A 21,854-nucleotide genomic window follows, 5' to 3' on the forward strand; every position below is an offset into this window, starting at 1 on the left:
CTTTGCTTTATCAGCGCTTACCCCCCGTCTGGAAAAGGCGCGGCGCGAAATCATTCAAATAGTCGCGCCAATTGACCCAGGTGTGGCCGCCCTCGCTTTCATGATAGACGTGTTTGATGCCAAAACGGTCAAACACTTCGCGGGTCGGCTTGACCGAGGCGTAGAGGAAGTCCTCCTTGCCCATCGCGAAATAGACCAGATGCATGTCATGCGCCGCCTGTTTCAAGGCGGCGGCATTTTCGGTAGTGTATTCCTCGATCCGCTTGGGATCGACGCCGGTCTGGCTGCCGATGCCCACGCCCATGGAAAATATGCCGATCCAGTGGAACATGCCCGTACGGGTCAACCCTTCACGGATCGTGTGTGAACCGCCCATCGACAGGCCCGCCATTGCCCGCGCATCGGCTCGCGCATCCGTGCGATAGGTGGCATCGATCAGGGGGATCAAATCCTTGGTCAGATCATCGCCAAAATCATGGGCGTGAAAATCAATGGCGCGGGCCGCATCCGGCGTATGCCCATCAGGCATGACAACGATCATCGGCTTGACCTTGCCCGCCGCGATCAACCGGTCGAGGATCTGGTTCGCGTGGCCGATCCCGGTCCAGCTTTCATCATTGTCGCCCGCGCCATGGACCAGATAAAGCACGGGATAGCGCTGGGCGCTGCCTTTTTCATAACCGGGCGGCGTATAGACATGGGCGCGCCGCCGGGCCTTGAGCGATTTGGACCAATAATCCACGCTGGCCACCGTGCCGTGGGGCAGGTTAGCGTCCCACGCCTGAAACTGGCTGCCGGGGATTTCCAGCACGGCTTCGATGCCATAGCGCGTGCGCGAAAATGCCTGAGCATAGGGATCGGCGGTACGCACGCCATCCACCCGGAAGCCATAGCGATAGGGGCCGGGCTTGAAGGGTTTCGCGCTGGTGCCGGTCCACAATCCGGTGGCATCGCGGGTCAGAGCCAACCCCTGCGGCGTTCCGGCGGGAAAGCCCATCGGGATCACATCACCGGCATCCGAACTGGTGGCCAACACTTCCTGGGCCATCGGCGCGCAAAGGCGAAAGGTCACACGCCCATCGGGCAGCACTTCTACCGATTGCACCGGCGGAGCCGCAACGGTGAACCAAATCTTTTGGCAAGTCGCACCTTGCGCATGAACCGGGCCAATGATGGCAACAGAGGCGCTGGCAAAGAGCAGAGCAGATAGAAGGCGATTTCCCCGCATGGATTACTTCCCTTTCAACAAGAAAGGGAAAGCTGAAGGCGCGGGGGCCAATCACAACGCCCCGCGCCCTCCTATCCACCTATCGGGTATGAACCATCAAACGACGGCGCAAACGGTCTTCCATTCAAGGTAATTGTCCATGGCCTGCTTGCCCGAATCCCGGCCCCAGCCCGACGCCTTGACCCCGCCAATGGCCAGCGAAGCATCATACATCGCGTGGCAATTGATCCACACGGTTCCCGCGCGAATGTCGCTGGTCATACGGTGGGCGTGGCTCAGGCTTTCGGTCCAAACGCTGGCGGCAAGGCCATATTCGCTGGCATTGGCGGCGGCCACGACTTCTTCAACGTCGTCAAAGGCCTGCGCCACCAGAACCGGGCCAAAGATTTCCTCGCGCACGATTTCAAAGTCGGGCTTTACATCAACCACGACCGTCGGCGTGATGAAGGTGCCCGCCTCTCCGGTACGTTCGCCCCCGGCCAGCATGGTCGCACCCTGCGCCTTGGCGCGGGTGATGAAACCTTCGACACGTTCGGCATGGCGGGCCGAGACGACCGGCCCCATTTGCGTGTCGGGCAACAGGCCATGGCCCAGCTTGATGCTCTTGGCATAATTGGCCACGCCTTCGACCACCTGATCATGGATCGAGCGGTGGACATAAAGGCGGCTGCCCGCGATGCAGACCTGTCCGGCATTGAAAAAGATCGCGTTGGCAACGCCGGGGATGGCCAGATTGAGATCGGCGTCCGGCATGACAATCGAAGGCGACTTGCCGCCCAGTTCCAGCGTCACGCGCTTGAAATTGGTCTTGGCGGCATCAAGGATCGCTCGGCCCGTGACGGTCGATCCGGTAAAGGCCACCTTGTCCACGCCGGGATGATTGGCCAGCGCTGCCCCGGTTTCGGAACCCAGCCCCGTCACCACATTCAACACGCCCGCCGGAACGCCCGCTTCGGCCATCAGTTCGGCCAAACGCAGCGCGGTGAGCGAGGTATCCTCCGCAGGCTTCAGAACGATGGTGCAACCCGCCGCCAGCGCCGGGGCCAGCTTCATCGCGGTCAGAACCAAGGGCGAATTCCACGGCACGATGGCCGCGACCACGCCCACGGCCTCGCGCACCGTCCAGGACCGCATCTGTTTTCCGGCGGGCTGATAATTGATCGAATTCTCGATCGTATTGCCCTCGATGGTCATGGCTTGTCCGGCAAAAAAGCGAAACTGGTTGACCGCGCCGGGGATTTCGGCCCAGCGCCCGACATAAAGCGGCTTACCCTGATCGAGCGTTTCGAGCTCGGCCAGTTCATCGATGTGCGCTTCGATCAGATCGGCGATTTTCCACAGGATGCGTGCGCGTTCGACCGGCACAGTGGCGCGCCATGCGGGCAAAGCCGCACGCGCCGCTTCAACCGCGGCTTCGACATCGGCCACACTGGCTGCGGCAATTTCGGCGGTCTGGGTGCCCGTTGCCGGGTCCAGCGTCGGCAGCGTGCGTCCGCCGTCCGCCTTTTGCCACTGGCCCGCGATAAACAGCCCCTCACCCGAACCGCGCCGGGCCAGAAATTCACGCGAATCGCCGCGCAGAGTGTTCAGATCGAGGGGCATTGTTCTTTCTCCATGAATGGCGCGTCCACCTTGCGGTCGAAACTGCCCATGGGGCGGGCGAATGACCACTGCGCGAGGCCAAAAATTCGCTTGGCGGATAGTCCGCTCCCAAACCGGAGCCAAGCGCGGGGATTGCGTTACGCCTTCATCCCATTGGCGCTGACGATGACGTCACGGCCTTAGAGCATCTGTAGCCGGAAAGCCAAGGCATTGCGCCAAGGTGGCCGGGCCACGAAACCAAAGGAAGCCGGGGAAAATATGACCTACCGATTGGGTGTAGACGTTGGGGGGACGTTCACCGACCTCCTGCTTTTCGATCAGACCAGCGGCAAATTCTGGCGCCACAAGACGCCTTCGACGCCGCATGACAGTTCGGAAGGCATCCTTAACGGCGTGACCGCGATCTGCGAAAAGGCCGGGATCAGCCCTTCGGATGTCGAATTTTTCCTGCACGGCACCACGGTTGCCACCAATGCCGTCCTTGAAGGCAAGGGCGCGCGCGTTGGCCTCATCACCACGCAGGGCTATCGCCAGGTGATGCAGATCGCGCGCTCGTTCGTACCCGGCGGCCTTGCCGGCTGGATCGTGTGGCCCAAGCCCGAACCGCTGGCCGCGTTGCAGGATACGGTCGAAATCGCCGGTCGCATGGATGCCGACGGTAATGAAATCAGCCCCATCAACGAAGACGAAATCCGCGCCTCGCTGACCGCCCTGCGCGATGCGGGTGTTCAGGCGCTGACCGTTTCGCTCGTCAACGCTTACCTCAACGGCGCGCATGAAAAGCGCGTGGGCGAGCTGGCCGCCGAAATCATGCCGGAAATCCCAGTTTCGCTCAGCCACGAAGTTTTGCCCGAAATGCAGGAATATGAGCGCACCCTGACCACGGTGGCGAATGCCAGCGTCCGTCCGGTGATGCGCCGCTATATCCGCAACCTGCGCGACAAGCTGCGCGGTGCGGGCATGGCCGGGTCGCTCTCGCTGCTGCGTTCGGACGGCGGCTTGATGTCCTCGGAAAAGTCGGAAGAGCATCCCGTCTCGCTGCTGATGTCGGGTCCGGCGGGCGGCGTGACCGGCGCGATCTGGGTGGGCCGCAATGCGGGCATCAAGAACATTCTGACGCTGGACGTTGGCGGCACCTCGACCGACGTGGCGCTGATCGAGGGCCTTGAAGCCCGCCGCCAGCGTGACACCGAAGTGGGCCATTTGAAGGTTCGCGCCTCGGCTCTGGACGTAAAGACCGTAGGCGCGGGCGGCGGCTCGATCGCCTATGTGCCCGAATTGACCAAGGCTCTGCGCGTGGGTCCGCAATCGGCGGGCGCCGTGCCGGGTCCGGTGGCCTATCAGAAGGGCGGCACGCTGCCGACCGTGACCGACGCCAACGTGGTTTTGGGCTATCTGCCCGAAAACCTGCTGGGCGGCACGTTCCAGTTGGACCGCGAAGGCGCCAAGAAGGCCGTGCAGACCATCGCCGACGCGCTGGGCATCGGCCTGATGGAAGCGGCGCGCGGCATCATCGACATCGTCAACGAAAACATGTTCGGCGCGCTGCGCATGATTTCGGTTCAGCAGGGCTATGACCCCCGTGACTTCGCGCTGATGGGCTTTGGCGGCGCTGGTCCGCTCCACGTCAACGCCGTGGCGCGTCTAACGGGTTCGTGGCCTGCGGTGTCGCCGGTTTCGCCGGGCGTGCTGTGCGCTCTGGGCGATGCGACGACGCGTATGCGCACCGAAACGGCGCGTTCGTTCTCAAAGCGGGTTGCCGATACGGCCGAAGACGCGGTCATCGCCATCCTGTCGGAAATGGCCGAACAGACCCGCGCCGAACTGCGCGCCGAAGGCATTGATGATGCCGACATCACCAGCCAGTTCGAACTGGACGTGCGTTATGAAGGCCAGGCCTTTGAAGTGCCGCTCTCGATCGATCCGGAAACGCTCAAGCGCGATGGTCTGAAGGCTGTGACGGATCGCTTTGATGCCGAGCATCTGCGCCTCTTCACCTTCAACATGGATTCGGCCCACGAACTGGTGAACCTGCGCGCCGTGGCCATGGGTCCGGCGCTCGATCTGCCCGCGCCCGAATTGCCCAAGTCCGACGGCAATGTCGACCGCGCCAAGATCCGCGATCATCAGCTTTGGGCCGATGGCGCGATGGTGCCCGCCGCGATCTATGACCGCGCGCTGCTGCAATCGGGCGATGTCATCCCCGGTCCCGCCATCGTCGTCGAAATGGACTCCACCACGCTGATCGAAGCGGGCTGTAACGGCACCGTCGATCACGTCGGCAACATCCTCATCAACCTCGCCTGAGAAGGAGGCAAAGCACATGCCCGCACAGATCATTCAGGCCAATGAAACGCCTTTCGCCACCGTGGCCGTAGATCCGGTCACGCTGGACATCATCGAAAACGCCCTGCGCAACGCCCGCATCGAAATGGATGCCACGCTGGTGCGCACCGCCATGTCGCCCGGCATCCGCGAACAGGGCGACGCCTTCCCTCTGATCGCCGACTATCAGGGCCGCATGATTGTGGGCCAGTTCGGCTCGTACATCGGCCCCTTCCTCGAAGGGTTCGACAGCACGGTTGAGGATGGCGACCTGATCTTCCTGTCCGACCCCTATTCGGTGGGCGGGGCGATCTCGCACTGCAACGACTGGCTGGTGCTGCTGCCGGTGTTCAAGGACGGGCGCCTGATCGCCTATACCTCGATGTTCGGCCACCAGAGCGACATCGGCGGCATGGTGCCCGGATCGATGCCGATCCACGCCACCTCGATCTTTCAGGAAGGCGTCCGCATTCCGCCTGTCAAGATCTGGAAGAAGGGCGTCTATAACGAAGACCTCATCAAGCTGGTCATGCACCAAAGCCGTACGGCCGACTGGTGCAAGGCGGACCTTAACGCGCTGATCGCAAGCTGCCGCGTGGCGGCCGCCCGCGTGGTGGAAATGGCCGAACGCTTTGGCGACGACATGTTCACCTCGGCGACGGACCTGCTGCTTGAACGCAACTACCGCGCGATGAAGCATCTGATCGAGACCTCGATCGGCGAGGACAAGGTCAGCTTCGAAGACTATATCTGCGACGACGGCATGGGCTTTGGCCCGTACAAGATCAAGTGCACGATGTGGCGCGAAAACGGTCGCGTGGTGCTGGATTTCGACGGCACCGACCCCCAGTCGCAAGCCTCGATCAACATGCTGCTCAACGAGAACATGATGCGCATGTTCTTTGGCATCTACATGATCATGGTCTTCGATCCCCAGATCCTGTTCAATGACGGTTATTACGACCTCATCGATGTCCGCATTCCGGAAGGCTCGCTCCTCAAGCCCAAGTTCCCCGCCGCTTTGTCGGGCCGTACCCACGTCCTGGGCCGGTTGTTCGACATTCTGGGCGGCCTGCTGGGCCAGAAGACGCCGGAATTCCTCAACGCCGCGGGCTTCTCGTCGTCTCCCCACCTGTTTTATGCGGGCACGGACAAGGCGGGCAAGTGGTTCCAGTTGTTCCAGATCGGCTTTGGCGGCATTCCGGGCCGTCCGATGGGCGACGGGCCGGACGGCCATTCGCTCTTCCCCGGCTTTACCAACGTGCCCAACGAGTTCCTCGAACGCTACTTCCCGCTCATCATCGAGCGTTATGAAACGGTGGCCGATTCGGGCGGCGCGGGTCTGCATCGCGGCGGTAATGGCATCGACATGGTCTATCGCTTCCTTGAAGACGGCGTGATCGCTATCCATGACGACCGCTGGTTCGTGCCGCCTTGGGGCGTGAACGGCGGCGAACCGGGCGCCCGCGCACGCAAGGTTCTGGTCAAGAAGGACGGCACCGAGATCGTCGTCGGCAACAAGCTGGAGGACTATCCGGTCGAGGCCGGCGATCGCCTGCACTTCATCACCTGGGGCGGCGGCGGCTGGGGCGACCCGCTCGATCGCGACCCCGCGCTGCTGGCCAAGGAATTGGCGCAGGGGCTGGTGACCGAAAAGGGCGCGCTGCGTTACGGCGTCGTGCTGGTCGACGGCGCGGTGGATGAAACCGCAACCAAAGCTCTGCGCGCCAAGATGCGCGAAGAGCGCGGCTCGATCGAAACTTTCAACTTTGGCCCGGACCTCGAAACGCTGCGCGCCAATTGTCTGGCCGAAACCGGCCTGCCCGCGCCGCAAGCGCCCAAGTGGGCCACTGTTGCCTAACATTCCCGGCCCCGGCAGCGCATCGCTTCCGGGGCCGATCTACCATTTGCAGGAAGAACATAATGGCTAATCCTATCCTTCGCCAAAAGCTGGAAAGCGGCAAATTCTTCGTCATTCCCGGCATTCAGGACATGATCACCGCCGCCATCGCCAACAAGGTGGGCTTCGACATCGTTTATGGCACCGGCTACTGGCTGACGGCCAGCGCATGGGGCCTGCCGGACGCGGGCATCGCCACCTATACCGAAATGCTCAACCGCATGACCACGCTGGTGCGTACCAGCAACAGCGCGGTGATCGCCGATGGCGACACCGGCTACGGCGGGCTGCTCAACGTCCATCACACGGTCAAGGGCTATGAGGCGGCCGGCGTCACCTGCATCCAGCTCGAAGATCAGGAATTCCCCAAGAAGTGCGGCCACACGCCCTTCCGCCGCTGCATCCCGGTTGAAGACATGGTCGACAAGATCAAGGTCGCCGTCGCCGCGCGTGAGAGCGAAGACTTCCTCATCATCGCCCGCAGCGACGCGCGCCAGAGCGAAGGTTTCGACGCCCTGATGCGCCGCATGGAGGCCTATGACAAGGCCGGTGCCCACATCATCTTCCCCGAAGCGCTGGAAAGCGAAGAGGAAATGGCCAAGGCTTGCGCCATGTTTGAAAAGCCGGTGATGGCCAACATGGCCAATGGCGGTTCGACCCCCATCCCCAATACCAGCGTGCTGGAAGAGATCGGCTATGCCTATGCCATCTATCCCTCGCTGACCTCGCTGGTGGCGGCCACGGCCATGGAAAAGTGCCTGCGCGATCTTAAGGATCACGGCATTGGCGAGCCCGAAGGCATTTTCAATTTCAAGGAATTCTGCGGCCTGATCGGCTTCAACGAAGTCTGGGATTTTGAAAAGAAGTGGGCGAAGTAAAGCCATGAACACCCGCACCATCACCGCCGCTGTTTTGAACCAGAGCGGCAACAATCCCGCGCCCTATGGCGCCAACAAGCCGCTGGACGTGAAATCGGTCGAACTGGCCGATCCGCTGCCCGGCGAATTGCTGGTGCGGATTGACGCGGCGGGCCTGTGCCATTCGGATCTGTCGGTCATCAACGGGGATCGCCCCCGCCCGATGCCGATGGCGCTGGGGCATGAGGCGGCGGCGACGGTGCTGGCCATTGGTGATCCCAATGAGCGGGACATCGCCGTGGGCGACCGGGTGGTGCTGGTGTTCCTGCCCTCCTGCGGCCAATGTGTCGCGTGCCAATCGGGCGAAGGCTACCTCTGCCCCAATGGCGCGGCGGCCAATGGCCGGGGCGAATTGATGCGCGGGGGGCATCGCCTGTCGTGTGACGGTGCGCATGTCCATCACCACCTGGGCGTCTCGGCCTTTGCCAGTCACGCCGTGGTGGACCGGCGCAGCGTGGTGAAGGTGGACGCCGACATTCCGGCCGAAACCGCCGCCTTGTTCGGCTGCGCGGTGCTGACGGGCGTGGGCGCGGTGATGAACACCGCCGCCGTTCGTCCGGGGGAAAGCGTGCTGATCTATGGTCTTGGCGGGGTGGGCCTGGCTGCGCTGCTGGGCGCTTTGGCGTCCGGCGCGCAGCCTGTCTATGCCGTCGATCCCAGCGCGGAAAAGCGGGCGTTGGCGCTCGAACTGGGCGCGGCGGGGGCCTTTGCGCCGGGCGAAGAAGGTGCGGCACTGGGCGCGGATGTCGTCGTTGAAACCGTGGGCAAGGCGGTTGTCTTGGCCACCGCCTATAAGGCGGCGCGGCGCGGGGGGCGAATCGTCACGGTCGGCCTTCCCAATCCTTCCGAGTCGCTGGAGATCAATGCGCTCTCCTTGGTCGCCGACGGCAAAGTGTTAATGGGCAGCTATATGGGCTCCTCGATCCCGTCGCGTGATATTCCTCGCTACATCGCTTTGTGGCGCGCTGGGCGTCTGCCCGTCGAAAAGCTGCTTACCTCGATCAGTCCGCTGTCGGAAATCAACAGTTTGATGGACAAATTGGCCAGCGGTGCGGCGATCCGGCAGGTGGTTATTCCGGGGGCCTGATCGGACATACGCCAGACTGCGTATCCGCCTGTCGGATAAAGTGGCGCGGAATTCGGAAAAATGACAATCTCCTGACACTCTCGTTTCAACAGAGTTTCAGGGAGAATACGGTCATGGAAAAGGGAGTTCCGATTCGCTCGATCACGCGGTCGATTGCAGCGCTCAAGGCGATCAACAGACACGGCTCGCTTTCGATGATGGAAATCGCGAAGGCGAGCCAGGTGCCCTATCCCACGGCATGTCGTATCGTGCAGACGTTGCTGTATGAAGGCCTGATCGAGCAGGAGCCGGCCCGCAAGCGTTACCGCGCCACCGCGCTGGTCCAGACATTGGCCACCGGGTTTCAGCATGACGATGAATTGGTGCGCATCGCCCGCCCGCATATTGTTGCATTGACCAAGCGCGTGGGTTGGCCGGTATCGGTGGCCATTCGCGTAGGGCGCGACATGATGCTGCGCGATTCCACCCACGCGAATTCCTCGCTGACCTTTGAACATTATTATCCCGGCTTCACCCTGCCCATTCTGGACAGCGCATCGGGCAAAGTGTCGATGGCCTTTGCCGATGATGAAGATCGCGAGATGATCCTGCGCTTCATGCGCGTGTCACAGGATATCGACCTCAACTATCTGGCCACCGCCGAAGTCGGGCTGGACGTCGAACGTATCCGCACGGAAGGCTATGCGGTACAGGGTCGTAACCACCACAATCTGACGCCGGGCAAGACCTCGTCGATTGCCGTGCCGATCTTCAAGAACGGCCATTTTGAAGCGGCGATGACGCTGGCCTTCTTTGTCGCGGCGATGAAATTGTCCACCGCGCTCGAACGCTACCTCGACGATTTGAAGGCGACGGCGGCGGCCATCAGCCATGATCTGTCGAACGGCGCGCCGCTGGGCAGCGCATAAGAAAAAAGGCGGCGGGACCCGACCGTTCCCGCCGCCTTTCCTTTATTTTTCGACGATGGCGTCAAAGACGCGCCGTTACCGCCTTGGTTTCGAGATAGGCGTCCAGCCCATCCTTGCCAAATTCGCGCCCCCAACCCGATTGGCCAAAGCCGCCAAAGGGGATATTGGTGCCGACGGCCCCGTGACAGTTGATCGAGACATGACCCGAACGGATGCGTTTCACCATGCGATGCGCGGTGGAAAGATCCTTGGTCCACACGCTGCCCGACAGGCCAAAGGGCGTGTCATTGGCCAGTTCGGCAATTCCGTCGAGGTCGGTGGTCGAAAACTTCTGGACCGACATGACCGGGCCAAAGATTTCGTCACGCACGATCGACATATCCGGGCGGCAATCGGTAAAGATCGTGGGCGGGATAAAATTGCCGGGCCGATCCAGCTTTTCCCCACCGCAGACCAGCGTCGCGCCTTCTGCCTTGCCTGCCTCGATGTAGCCCATCACCTTGGCGCTATGGGCGTCCGAGATCATAGGGCCCTGTAACGTCGCAGGATCAAGGCCGTGACCAAGCTTCATATTCGCGGCAAACGCAGCCACGCCTTCGACCAACGCATCATGGATGGCTTCATGCGCAAAGATGCGCGTGCCCGCCATACAATTCTGCCCCTGAAGGAAGAAAGTGGCCAGCGCCACGCCCGGCACCGCCAGAGCAAGATCCGCGTCGGGCATCACCACCACTGGCGACTTGCCACCCAGTTCAAGGCTGACCTTTTTGAGGTTGCCAAGGGCGGCCTGAACGATCTTCTTCCCCGTCACGGTCGATCCGGTAAAGCTGATCTTGTCCACGTCGGGATGCGCCGCCAGCGCAGCGCCGCAATCACCGCCAAAACCATTGACGATATTGACCACGCCCGCCGGAAAACCAGCGTCCAAAATCATCTGCCCCAGCGCCAGCACCGAAAGCGGGGTTTCCTCCGAAGGCTTCATCACCACCGTACAACCCGCCGCCAGCGCAGGCGCCAGTTTCAGGATGGCGGTGGACAGCGGAACATTCCACGGCACAATCAGACCTGCAACGCCCACCGGCTCACGCAAGGTATAGGTCAGCGCTTCGGTCTCGGCGGCGATATGGCGCGGCGGGGCGGTGGTTGTGCCCTCGATCCGCATCACGGCGCCGGCGTAATAATCGACCATTTCCACGCAATTGGCCGTGGTCAGCCCCGCGATAAAGCTGGGCATGCCATTGTCGATGATGTCCAGCTCGGTCAAAAGCTGCGCGTTGGCCTCCATGATCCGGGCGAGGCGGAACAGGATCGCAGTGCGGTCGGAAACCGTCATCCGCCCCCATGCACCATTAAAGGCGCGGCGGGCGGCCTTTACGGCAGCGTCGACTTCCGCCGCACCGCCCGTGGCGAAACGGGCCAGTTCAAGGCCCGTGGCAGGGTCGCGGGTGACATGCTCGCCGCTGCCATCAACCCATGCCCCATCGATCAGCAGCCGATGCTGCTGGCCCAGAAAGGTGGCGGTTTCGGGCGCGATGGCGTGACCGTCAAAGGGCTGCACGTTCATACTTCGACATTCCTTGGATCATACAGGAACAGGCCAAGCGATTCCTCATCCTTCATACCTTCAAGGCCGAAGAAATCGGTGTTCTGCCCCTGCATGCGGTCAGCGTTGGCGTTCGATTCCTGCTGGATGAACGTGGCCCGTTCGTGGCGGGCCTTTTCATAACGGGCAAGGCCTTCGGCAGCAGAATCAGCCGCGGCCAGCGCGCGGGCCAACACCACCGCATCCTCGATCCCGCATGCCGCGCCATGGCCAAGGAAAGGCGTCATCGCATGGGCCGCATCACCGATCAACGTGACATTGCCGTCGAGCACCCAGGTCGGCATTGGCTTACGCGCGTTAATCGCCCATTTGAACAATGGCTGCGCAATCGCTGCCTTCAGCAGGCGCTGCGCATCCTCACACCAATGGCCGTAAATCGCCTGAAGCTCTTCGGGATCGGCGGGCGTGGTCCAGCCTTCCTGATTCCAGCCTTCCTGCCGGGCGAAGAAGACGAAGTTCATCACCTTTGAACCGCGCACATTATAGCGGTTCATCATCGCGCCGGGACCGATGATGATGCCGGGAAAATCGGAAAGATCCTGAATTTCCGGCGTCACCGGCACAAGGCAGCGCCATGCGACATGGCCCGTGAAATGCGGGGCATCATCGCCAAAGCGCTGGCGGATAACGCTCTTTACGCCATCCGCGCCGACCAGAACATCCGCGCTGAATTGCCGCCCGTCGGCGAGCGTCACGGTGGTTCCCTCGCTCGAAACGACCTGCGCTCCGGCGATCATTTCCACCCCGGCGCGCTGCGCCGCGCTTGTCATCACCCCGTGCAGATCGGCCCGGTGAACGGTGATATAGGGGGCACCATATTTCTCACGCTGAGTCGAGCGGTCAAATGCCACCAGCGTGCGCCCATCCTGCCAGTGCTGGATGCGCTGGCGGGTGGGTTCAACGGCAACCGCTGCCGCTTCCTCACAGATGCCGATGAAATCCAGCCCCTTCATCGCGTTGGGCGTCAGGGTCAACCCTGCGCCAATTTCGCCGAACTGGGGCGCGGATTCGAGCAGCGTCACCTTGAAACCCTGCTGGGCCAGCGCGGCCGAGGCGGTCATGCCCGCCACGCCGCCGCCAACGATCAGGATGGTCTGCGGCTTGCTCACTTTGCACCGCCTTCAAGCTGGCCGGGGATGTGGCTCTCATGATTGGCCAGATACCATTCGGCGATCTCTTCGCGCGTGGCCCACCACACGCCGGGCAGGCTCTTGGCATGTTCGATGAATTCACGCAGCGCCCGGACGCGGTGGGCGCGACCCGACACATGCGGGTGGAGGCCGACATTCATGATCCGGCCCGTCTTCGCGCCCTCGGCATAAAGCACGTCGAGTTCCTCGATCAGCGCATCACGGAACTGATCGGTGGTGAAGTTCTTGCGGGTGATGAAGGTAAAATCGTTGATTTCATTCGAATATGGCACCGAAACAATCGGCCCGTTCGGCGTCTTCAGCAGGTAAGGCTGATCATCGTTCATGATGTCGCAGTAGAATTTGCAGCCATATTCGGCCAGAATATCGGCCGTCTGCATCGTCCCGCGCAGCGAGGACGAGAGCCAGCCCTTCGACTTGCGCCCGGTGTATTTTTCGAACTGATCCAACGAACGCAGGATGATGTCGCGCTCTTTTTCCGGCTGATGGGCGAAAGAGGTCAACAATTCGCCCTGTTCCCAATTGTGGGTCAGCAATTCCCAGCCACGCTCAAGGCACGCATCGGTCATCGCCTTGCGGCGTTCGAACGTGACGGCATTGGTGGTGCAGCTCGCCTTGACGCCCAATTCGTCGAACAGGTCGAACAGACGCCAAATGCCTACCCGCTGACCATATTCGCGCCAGGTGAAATTGGGGAAATCGGGCGTGTTGGCCGGCAGCGAATCCGGCAGGATTGCGGGCCCGCCCGCATAATAGGGCTTGTCGCTGTCCTTGGTTAGATCCCACGTCTCAAGGTTGAAGGTCAGGATCAGCGCGACCCGCGCCCCGTTCGGCCACTTCAAAGGCTGGCGGGCGGGAAGGGGAATGTAGTCATATTCCATGAGACGTTACTCGCTTGGCAAAATATGTTGTGGCGACCCAATCACTATTGACCCGCCGATCCCATCATCAAGGGACGACTCTCCGCAATGCGAACAAATGCGCATCAGGCGGACAGGATCTCCAGCGCGACGCGTTCGGAAGATTCCAGCGCGCCTTCCAGCCCGCGCGCGCCTGTGGCGGTGTGCTCGCCGCAGAAATGCAGGCGGCCCGCAGGCTTGCCGATCTCGGTCATCACGCCCGCCACCTGTCCGGGGCTGAAATAGGCCCAATCGCCCTGATTGAAGCGTTCGCCCACCCAGCTGAAATAGGCCGCGCCGCGCAATTTGCCCTTGGTGGAGGGGCGGATCGCCTCGATCCCGGCGATGATGGTGGCCAAGGCCGCCTCTTTGCCCATACCATCCCAGTAATGGGCCATCGCGCCGCGCGCCTGTACGGTAAAGCCGGTGATTTCCTCCGGCGTTGCGCCGAAACGCTGGGGCGTCACCACGCCGGTCACACCATCGGTCCACATGCCGGGGGCCTGCTTGTCCTCTTCCCAGAAAGGCGCGGCGGCCGTCAGGAACGCGATGGAGAGCGGCTGATAAGGCATGGTGGCGACAGCGCGGGCCTGAACCCCCGACAGACCCGGCATCACATGCACATGGCGCAGCGTCGAAAAAGGCAGCGAGGAAACCACCCGGCCCGCCGTATGGACCGATCCATCCGCGCAGGTGACCGTGGCATTGGTGGCGGTGGTTTCAATCGCCACCACTTCCTTGCCCAGCAGAAGGTCGCCCTTCAACTGCTTGGCCATGGCGATGGGCAGGTTGAGATTGCCGCCCTTGATGGCCAACGACTTCATGCCCGTCGCCATCTGCGCCTTTACGAAGCCGTCATTATATTCCAGCATCAGCGCCGAAACATCATAGGCATTCGAACCGTAATAGGGCGAAACGTCATTGGCCAGATGGATCGCCTGATCCGACAGGCCCTGCGCCTTGAGCCATTCATAGAGCGAGATGTCGAGCGGGGCATTGGCCGCGTCCGCCCACTGGCTCCAGTCCTTCAATCGCGTGTGTTTGGCGATCAGCGTGTTGACCAGTTCGGCGGGCATGAAGGTCTTCATCGTATCGGGGAACGGGTTGCCCGGATGCTTGGCCCATTCCTCACGGCTCAGCAGCTTGCCGTTAATATAGAGCCCCGGCGCCCCGCCGATGCGATAGCGCGCGCCCACTTCCTCCAGAGCCACGCCAGCACGGGCCGCCGCGTCAATCCCGCGCCCATACCCCTCGGCCATCGAGTTAAAGCCCATTTCGGGATAGCCGGGCTGATCCATCAGGGTCATGATCCGCCCGCCGACGCGTTGACGCCCTTCCAGAACGGTGACTTTCAGCCCCTGTTGCTCAAGCAGCCAGGCCGTGTTCAGGCCCGAAATCCCCGCGCCCAGCACGATCACATCGGTGCCCCGCGGAGCGGCGGGCTTGGCGACCCTGGCCGCCCCCCGTGCAAGCGCGGGCGTTGCCGCCATCAGGCCCGCCATGCCAAGGCCAAAGGTAAATCCGCGCCGGTCAACGCCCATTGTCAAACTCCAAGAATTGCTTGCCTGCAATGCACACTTTGGGCGCAAGCCTGTCGATCCGGGCCCGCCCCATCACCACCTGTCGGATAGCGTGCTTTCCGTTTCGGAAATTGACGGGCAAAGCCATCATCATGTCCCTTGCAACGCGGGTGCCTGTTCGGGGCCGTTGTTGGACGCATTGCCGTAAAGCGCAAGCGACCCAATAGGTATTCGCACCCGATATAGGTGGAGAAAGCGATGAAGTGCCTGCGCCCTGCTTTGATGATCAGCTCGATGATGGCCGCCAGTGTCGGCGCCCTGCCGGTCCACGCCCAGAGCGCGCCGGTGCCTTCCGTCGCCCCGGCCCATCCCTATCTGTCGGTCGAACAATTGCGCGCCAAATATCGCGATCCGGCAAGCCGGTTCACGACGATCAAGGGCGTTGAGGTCCATTACAAGGACGAAGGCCCGCGCAATGCCCCCGTCCTCTATATGGTCCACGGTTCGGTCTCGACCCTGCGCACATGGGACGTGATCACGGCGCGGCTGAAAACCCGCTATCGCATCATCCGTTTTGACATTCCCGGCTATGGCCTGTCGGGCCGGATTTCCGATGACGTCGCGCAAAATGTTCAGCCGGTCGAGATTGCCGAAGGTCTGCTAGACGCGCTGCATGTGAAGAAGGTCACTTTTATCGGCGTGTCGAGCGGCGGCACGATGGGCATGTATCTGGCCGCAAAACGCCCCGAACTGGTCGAACGGCTGATCCTGTCGAACACGCCCAGCGATCCGGTCGACACCAGCCATCTGGTCATGCCCAAGAGCTTTGTCGACGGGATTGCCCGTGCCAAGGCCAATGGTGGCTATAACGACCGCCCCTATTGGGACGACTATCTGGGCTATTTCGCGGGCGATCCCAAGCGGATCAGCAAGAAAACCCGCGACGAATATTATGATTTCAACCGCCGTACTCCAGAAAAGTACCCCGTCGCTCTGGTCGCCCGCATTGGCGACGGCAAACAGGCCACGATTGAAATGGCCAAGGTCAAGGCCCCCACTTTCCTGATCTGGGGTACGGGTGACCCGCTTTTGCCGGAAATCGCGGCCAACCACATCGCGCGCTACCTGTCCAACGCCACGATCAGCCGCGTGCTGATGCCCGATGTCGGCCATTATCCTCCGCTCGAAGTGGGCGACCGCTTTGCCCAACTTATCGCCGCCTATGTCGAGGCCGGCACCCCCAAACGCTGAGATGTCCATGACTGCCCAAACGCTTTACGAAAAGCTGTGGAACGCCCATGCCGTGGCCGAACTGCCCGGCGGCGAGACGCTGCTCTATATCGACCGTCAAATCCTGCACGAAGTGTCCAGCCCGCAGGCCTTTGTCGCCATGCGCGAGGCGGGGCGCCAATTGCGCCGCCCGGAAACCCATATTGCCGTGGCCGACCATGCCGTACCAACACGCAGCCCGCGCGCCGATGGCATCCGCCATGGCACGATTGAGGATGCGCAGGCCGCCTCGCAAATTGCCGAGCTGGAAAGCAATGTCCGCGATTTTGCGGTGCCCTATGCCGAACTGGATGGCGCGGAACAGGGCATCGTCCATGTGATCGGGCCGGAAAGCGGCTTCACCCTGCCCGGTACCACTATCGTTTGCGGCGACAGCCATACCACCACGCATGGTGCTTTCGGAGCCTTGGCCTTCGGGATCGGCGCTTCGGAACAGGGCACCGTCATGGCGGCGCAATGTTTGCGCCAAAAACGCGCCAAGACCATGCGGATCGAGCTGTCGGGTCAACGCAACCCTCTGGTCTTTGCCAAGGACATAGCCCTGTCGATCATCGCCCGCATCGGTGCGGATGGTGCGACAGGCCATGCGGTGGAATTCACCGGCGAAGCGGTGCGCGCCATGAGCATGGCCGAGCGCATGACCTTGTGCAACATGATGATCGAAGCGGGCAGCCGCGTCGGTCTGGTCGCGCCAGATGACGTCACCTTCGCCTTCCTCAAGGGCCGTCGTCTTGCCCCCAAGGGCGCGCTGTGGGATCAGGCCGTCGCCGCATGGCGCCAATTGGCCAGCGACGAGGGCGCGGCCTATGACCGCGTGATCGAGATCGACGTCGCCACCCTTGTCCCGCAGGTCAGCTGGGGCACGACGCCCGATCAGACATTGCCCGTCGATGCCCCCCTGCCCGACCCCGCGCTGTTGCCCGAAGGGACAGAACGTCGTCAGGCCGAAAAGGCGCTGGCCTATATGGGGTTGGATGCGGGGCAAAGTCTGACCAGCGTGCCCATCACCCATGCCTTTATCGGGTCATGCACCAATGGCCGGATCGAGGACATCCGCGCCGCCGCAGCCGTCGCCAAGGGCCGCAAAGTGGCCCCCGGCATCAAGGCCATTGTCGTCCCCGGTTCCGCCGCCACCCGCGCCGCCGCCGAGGCCGAGGGGCTGGACAGCATTCTGATCGAGGCCGGGTTTGAATGGCGCCTTGCGGGATGTTCAATGTGCGTGGCGATGAATGATGACCGCCTGAAACCGGGCGAACGCTGCGCCAGCACCAGCAACCGCAATTTCGAGGGCCGTCAGGGTCCGGGCGGTCGCACCCATTTGATGAGCCCGGCCATGGCCGCCGCCGCCGCCATCGCGGGCCATATTGCCGATGTACGGGAGTTTGCGGCATGAGCCAGCCTTTCACCACCCTGTCGGGCCACGCCGCACCGATGCCGGAAGAGAATATCGACACCGATATCATCTTTCCCGCGCGTTTCCTGCTGATTACGGCCAAGGCCGGTCTGGGCCGCTATGCGTTCCATGATCGCCGGTATGATGGCGCGGGCAACGAAATCCCCGATTACGTTCTGAACCGTACGCCCTTCAACGCCGCGCCCTTTATCGTGGCCGGGGCCAATTTCGGTTCCGGCTCCAGCCGTGAACAGGCGGTCTGGGCGATTGCGGGCCTTGGTGTGCGCTGCATCATCGCCACCGGATTTGGCGAGATTTTTCATTCCAATTGCCAGCGCAACGGCATCCTGCCCATCACCTTGCCCGCCGAAACGGTGGCCGAATTGATGGTGGCCGCGCAAACCGAACAGAATTTCGCCGTCGATCTTGAGACGCAGAGCCTGACCGTCGGGAACCGCGCCTTTGACTTTGATATCGCGCCGGAACGCAAACTGGCCCTGCTCAACGGCTGGGATGAAACCGCGGTGCTGCTCAACCAATATGCGGGTGCGATCGACGCCTTTGAAACCAGCCAGAAGGCCGCATCGCCCTGGCTCTATGCCAAGGATGAAGCGAAATGAGCGACGACCTGCTCGAAAATTACAAGCGCGCCTATAACACAAGCGTTGGTTTCGGGAAAAAGCCCGCGCTGGTAATGATCGATTTTTGCCGCGCCTACTTCGAGGAAGATTGCGACCTCTATTGCGGCCAGCCCGTGTTCGACGCCATCGAGAGCGCCCTGCGCGTGCGCGAAGTGGCGCGCGAGGCGGGCGTCCCGGTCATCCTGACCTGCGTCGAATATCATGCCAGCGGCGTGGATGGCGGGCGCTTCTTTGAAAAGGCTGCTCCCCTGCGCTATTTCGTCAAGGGGCATCCGATGGCCGCATGGGGTCCGGGCCTCGAACCGTTTGAGGACGAACTGGTCATTCCCAAGCAATATCCCAGCGCCTTTTTCGGCACCTCGCTGGCCAGCACTCTGACCGCGATGGGTGTGGACAGCGTGTTCCTGACCGGCCTTTCAACCTCTGGCTGCGTTCGCGCCTCCTGCGTCGATGCGATGAGCCATGGGTTCAAAACCGCCGTCATCGCGGACGCATGCGGCGACCGTCATGCCGGGCCGCATGACGCCAACCTGTTCGACATGAACGCCAAATATGCCGATGTGGTCAGCGAGGCCGAAGCCATCGCTTACCTTAAGACGCTATAATTTCCTCAAAAGCCTCCAGCCGCGCACCCCAAGGGGTGATCGCGGCGGCGGCCAATCCGGCCCCATGCGGCGCCCAATGCGATGGCAGCGGGCCGATGATCCGGCAACCGCCCTGCTTTGCCCGATTGATGAAATCATCCACGTCGCTCACCGGAAAGCGCAGCGCGGCCCAACCCCGCATCGGCGGCTCAAAGCCTGAAAAATCGTGGCCGCGCACACCATATTCGATGATTTCCACCGAACCTTCCATGCGCCCTTGCGGGTGATAGATGCCGATCCGCATCGGTATCTGTGCCGCAATACCTTCGGGCAACCCCATGCAATTGGCCCCGCTTTCCTGCGCCGCCATGCCGTCGGTTTCCTGTACCGCAACCCATCCCAGACAATCGCGGTACAAATGTCGGGCGGCCTCGAAATCGGGCACCACCTGGGTCGAATTGAACACATAGCTGGCCGGGCCGGATACGCCATCATAGCCCTGCAACGGCGGGCGCACCCGTTCCATCAAGGCGATACAGATCCCATCGGCATCGCTGCTGACCACTTCACGCACAGCCAGAGGGCCAAAGTCCCAATCGGTGATCGGCGCATGGGCAACAAACCCCTGAGCAACCATGGCCTGTTGCAGCGCCTCGATAGAGGGCAAAGCGCGCAGATTGATATCGAAGATACCGCCCGGATCCCACGCCTGCCCACCTTCGCGGTTCAGACCCGCGACCGGCCCATCAATCTGAATCAGACGAATACGACCGCGCGCCACATCGGGATGGCCGATCAGAACCTCTTTGGCCCCGCCCTCTACGCCCAGCAACGCCAGCGCCCCGCCATCCACCGCGCCTTGGGCCAGTGGCACAAAGCCGGTTGCCGCGCAAAGTCGCGCCGCGCTTGCATGGGCGTCGGCGACAATTGCCACCGCTTCTTCGAAACCATTGTTCAATGCGATCATCCCTTATCGCTGCGCCCCGTTCCAACCCATCGCAACGCAGGGCACGCCCTTTTCCGACCAGCGGATAGAGTGCGCAAACAAATCCCTTCTCGCCCCGTCATTCATAGCCTGCTGCACCATGATCCAGTCACGACTTGGCGGTAAGACCGCCCTCATCACCGGCGCGGGCCTTGGCATTGGGCGCGCCTCCGCACTGCGCCTTGCCGAAGAGGGCGCGAGCCTGGTTCTTGTTGACCGAGACGAGGCAAGGCTTGCCGAAACGGCCCAATTGCTGGGCGATACGCCACATTTGACGATTCCCTGTGATGTCACAAGCGAGACCGAAGTTGCGGCCATGTTTGCGGCCGCTGTCGCGTGGCACCCAATCGACATCCTCATCAACAATGTCGGAGGCGGCCGGTCGGGCCGGATTGCGGATCTATCGCTGTCCGATTGGGAACAGACAATGGCGCTTTCCCTGCGCTCCATGTTCCTTTGCACCCGCGCCGCCGTACCCCATATGACCCAGCGCGCCTATGGTCGGATCGTATGCCTGTCATCGGGCGCGCGTAACGGCACGGTGTGGAACGCCTTTTATACAGGCTCCTCGCCCTATTCCACCGCCAAGGCCGGGGTGATCGGCTTTGTCCGGGCCTTGGCCATCGAATTGGGCGATACGGGCATCACCATCAACGCCGTGGCCCCCGGCCCTATCGATACGGAACTCGCCGGGCCCTATTTGCGCGCAATGGATGAAAAGGGGCTGGAATATGCCCCCAGCCGGATGGTGCCGATGCATCGCCTTGGCACATCGCGAGAAGTGGCCGACGCGATCCTGTTTCTGGCCAGCGATGAGGCCAGCTACATCACCGGCACCACGCTGGACGTGGCGGGCGGGCGATAATTTCAAACCGAGGAGCCTGAAGAGATGGATGATATCACCCGACGTTCTCTATTGGCCGGGGTGCCCGCCGTGGCGGGGTTTGGCCTTTTGCCCGCCGCCGCAATGGGGGCGACGCCGCGTCCGAATTTGGCCGACCCGGCCACTCGCGCCCGGATGCGCGCGCGCGTCATCGGTTCCTGCGCGCGCGAAACGGTGTTTTTGTTCTATCGCCTGCATATTTACGGCTATACCGGCGATGGAAATCTCGTCCCCTTCTTCACGATGAACCACCTCAACGTGTCAGAATGGACGCCGATGCCCGACAATCAGTATGAATCGCGCACCTATGAGGCGGGCGTCTATTGCCGGTTCAACAGTGATGAACCGCTGGACGAATGGGTCAACCCGATCACCGGCGAAAAGCGCAAGGTCTGGCAGTTCTATGGCGGCCCCTTCAGCGTGATGATTGGCCCGGACGGCATCGTGACGAAGGGTGCCGACCTTAACCCGGTGGTCCTGCCTATGGAGGATCTGGGCGGGATGGTGATTGTGCCCACGTCTTCGTCGGCGGCCTTTCCCAATGCGGCGACACCCGAAGCCTATCCCCATCTTTCCGCAGGCAAAACGATATTCTGGGAAAGCCACGCAACCTATGGCGCAAGGGCCGAGGATGCCCTCAACGAAAAGCTGACCAGCGCGCCCGCCTTCTGCACGTTCCAGAACATGGCGACGTGGCACCCTTGGCTGGGCATGGGCGGGCGAGCGGAAACCAAATCGGGCCGCACATGGGGCCGCGCCTATGGGGCAAAGATCAAAAGCCTGGATGAGATCCCGGCGGGCGCTCGCAAAGCATTGGAAAGCCACACGCCCGACATCTTCAAATGGAAGGAATGGACCGGGTTCCGCAATGACATGGGTGATTATCTCAAGACCGTGCCCAAGGGGTAAGGGAAACCGGGCCTCGCGAAATCCGCGAG

18 protein-coding genes are annotated in these 21,854 nt (G+C 62.1%); 11 read left to right on the top strand and 7 right to left on the bottom strand.

The genetic code is table 11. The features are described from left to right. Window positions 1-10: 10 nt before the first annotated feature. Both ACZ9HU_RS02750 and ACZ9HU_RS02755 read right to left on the bottom strand, forming a co-directional pair. On the bottom strand, window positions 11-1,228 hold the full coding sequence (locus tag ACZ9HU_RS02750; RefSeq protein ID WP_476102061.1) for an alpha/beta hydrolase: 1,218 nt from the start codon (window positions 1,226-1,228) through the stop codon (window positions 11-13). Window positions 1,229-1,324: 96 nt separating this feature from the next. Next, complete coding sequence (locus ACZ9HU_RS02755) at window positions 1,325-2,830, bottom strand: aldehyde dehydrogenase family protein (protein ID WP_476102063.1); 1,506 nt, start codon at window positions 2,828-2,830, stop codon at window positions 1,325-1,327. Window positions 2,831-3,088: 258 nt separating this feature from the next. Between ACZ9HU_RS02755 and ACZ9HU_RS02760 the strand changes: the two genes are divergently transcribed. The 5 genes from ACZ9HU_RS02760 (at window position 3,089) to ACZ9HU_RS02780 (ending at window position 9,967) form a co-directional block, all read left to right on the top strand. Further along, window positions 3,089-5,137, top strand: a complete 2,049-nt coding sequence (locus ACZ9HU_RS02760; protein WP_476102065.1) for a hydantoinase/oxoprolinase family protein — start codon at window positions 3,089-3,091, stop codon at window positions 5,135-5,137. A 16-nt stretch (window positions 5,138-5,153) separates the two neighbouring features. Further along, window positions 5,154-7,016: a hydantoinase B/oxoprolinase family protein gene (locus ACZ9HU_RS02765; RefSeq protein WP_476102067.1), complete on the top strand. Its 1,863-nt coding sequence runs from the start codon at window positions 5,154-5,156 to the stop codon at window positions 7,014-7,016. 62 nt (window positions 7,017-7,078) lie between these two features. Continuing rightward, complete coding sequence (locus ACZ9HU_RS02770) at window positions 7,079-7,933, top strand: isocitrate lyase/PEP mutase family protein (RefSeq protein WP_476102069.1); 855 nt, start codon at window positions 7,079-7,081, stop codon at window positions 7,931-7,933. 4 nt (window positions 7,934-7,937) lie between these two features. Further along, window positions 7,938-9,059 carry a zinc-binding dehydrogenase gene (locus ACZ9HU_RS02775; protein ID WP_476102071.1) on the top strand — a complete coding sequence of 374 codons (1,122 nt, stop codon included), beginning with the start codon at window positions 7,938-7,940 and terminating at the stop codon, window positions 9,057-9,059. A 113-nt stretch (window positions 9,060-9,172) separates the two neighbouring features. Continuing rightward, entirely contained in the window at window positions 9,173-9,967 is a 795-nt protein-coding gene (locus ACZ9HU_RS02780; RefSeq protein WP_476102073.1) for an IclR family transcriptional regulator, read from the top strand. A gap of 61 nt (window positions 9,968-10,028) precedes the next feature. On the opposite strand, the gene ACZ9HU_RS02785 is transcribed toward ACZ9HU_RS02780, so the two are convergent. The 4 genes from ACZ9HU_RS02785 to ACZ9HU_RS02800 all read right to left on the bottom strand — a co-directional run bounded on the left by ACZ9HU_RS02785 (window position 10,029) and on the right by ACZ9HU_RS02800 (window position 15,161). Then, window positions 10,029-11,531, bottom strand: a complete 1,503-nt coding sequence (locus ACZ9HU_RS02785) for an aldehyde dehydrogenase family protein (protein ID WP_476102075.1) — start codon at window positions 11,529-11,531, stop codon at window positions 10,029-10,031. Then, the gene (locus ACZ9HU_RS02790; RefSeq protein ID WP_476102077.1) at window positions 11,528-12,679 is read right to left on the bottom strand and encodes an FAD-dependent monooxygenase; all 1,152 of its coding nucleotides are present in this window, start codon (window positions 12,677-12,679) and stop codon (window positions 11,528-11,530) included. The genes ACZ9HU_RS02785 and ACZ9HU_RS02790 overlap by 4 nt, the downstream gene beginning before the upstream one ends. Next, the gene (locus ACZ9HU_RS02795; RefSeq protein WP_476102079.1) at window positions 12,676-13,602 is read right to left on the bottom strand and encodes a polysaccharide deacetylase family protein; all 927 of its coding nucleotides are present in this window, start codon (window positions 13,600-13,602) and stop codon (window positions 12,676-12,678) included. Before ACZ9HU_RS02795 ends, ACZ9HU_RS02790 begins: the two co-directional genes overlap by 4 nt. Window positions 13,603-13,706: 104 nt before the next feature. Next, window positions 13,707-15,161, bottom strand: a complete 1,455-nt coding sequence (locus tag ACZ9HU_RS02800; RefSeq protein WP_476102081.1) for a flavin monoamine oxidase family protein — start codon at window positions 15,159-15,161, stop codon at window positions 13,707-13,709. A gap of 237 nt (window positions 15,162-15,398) precedes the next feature. Here ACZ9HU_RS02800 and ACZ9HU_RS02805 point away from each other — a divergent pair, with 237 nt between their 5' ends. Genes ACZ9HU_RS02805 through ACZ9HU_RS02820 form a run of 4 tightly spaced genes read left to right on the top strand, consistent with a single transcriptional unit; the run spans window position 15,399 to window position 19,069 of the window. Next, window positions 15,399-16,391, top strand: a complete 993-nt coding sequence (locus ACZ9HU_RS02805; RefSeq protein ID WP_476102083.1) for an alpha/beta fold hydrolase — start codon at window positions 15,399-15,401, stop codon at window positions 16,389-16,391. A gap of 1 nt (window position 16,392) precedes the next feature. After that, window positions 16,393-17,823 carry a 3-isopropylmalate dehydratase large subunit gene (gene leuC, locus ACZ9HU_RS02810; protein WP_476102085.1) on the top strand — a complete coding sequence of 477 codons (1,431 nt, stop codon included), beginning with the start codon at window positions 16,393-16,395 and terminating at the stop codon, window positions 17,821-17,823. After that, window positions 17,820-18,443: a 3-isopropylmalate dehydratase small subunit gene (leuD, locus tag ACZ9HU_RS02815; RefSeq protein WP_476102087.1), complete on the top strand. Its 624-nt coding sequence runs from the start codon at window positions 17,820-17,822 to the stop codon at window positions 18,441-18,443. The genes leuC and leuD overlap by 4 nt, the downstream gene beginning before the upstream one ends. Then, window positions 18,440-19,069, top strand: coding sequence for an isochorismatase family protein (locus ACZ9HU_RS02820; RefSeq protein WP_476102089.1), 630 nt, complete (start codon window positions 18,440-18,442; stop codon window positions 19,067-19,069). Before leuD ends, ACZ9HU_RS02820 begins: the two co-directional genes overlap by 4 nt. On the opposite strand, the gene ACZ9HU_RS02825 is transcribed toward ACZ9HU_RS02820, so the two are convergent. Beyond that, a complete protein-coding gene (locus tag ACZ9HU_RS02825; protein ID WP_476102091.1) occupies window positions 19,056-20,015 on the bottom strand; it encodes a VOC family protein in 960 nt (319 codons plus the stop codon). The two genes, ACZ9HU_RS02820 and ACZ9HU_RS02825, sit on opposite strands and share 14 nt — an antisense overlap. Before the next feature lie 118 nt (window positions 20,016-20,133). Here ACZ9HU_RS02825 and ACZ9HU_RS02830 point away from each other — a divergent pair, with 118 nt between their 5' ends. Continuing rightward, the gene (locus tag ACZ9HU_RS02830; protein WP_476102093.1) at window positions 20,134-20,898 is read left to right on the top strand and encodes an SDR family NAD(P)-dependent oxidoreductase; all 765 of its coding nucleotides are present in this window, start codon (window positions 20,134-20,136) and stop codon (window positions 20,896-20,898) included. Between the two features lie 24 nt (window positions 20,899-20,922). Beyond that, window positions 20,923-21,825: a DUF1838 family protein gene (locus ACZ9HU_RS02835; RefSeq protein ID WP_476102095.1), complete on the top strand. Its 903-nt coding sequence runs from the start codon at window positions 20,923-20,925 to the stop codon at window positions 21,823-21,825. Window positions 21,826-21,854: the final 29 nt, after the last annotated feature.

The sequence above is a fragment of the Novosphingobium sp. Sphag1I genome, from assembly GCF_056279125.1.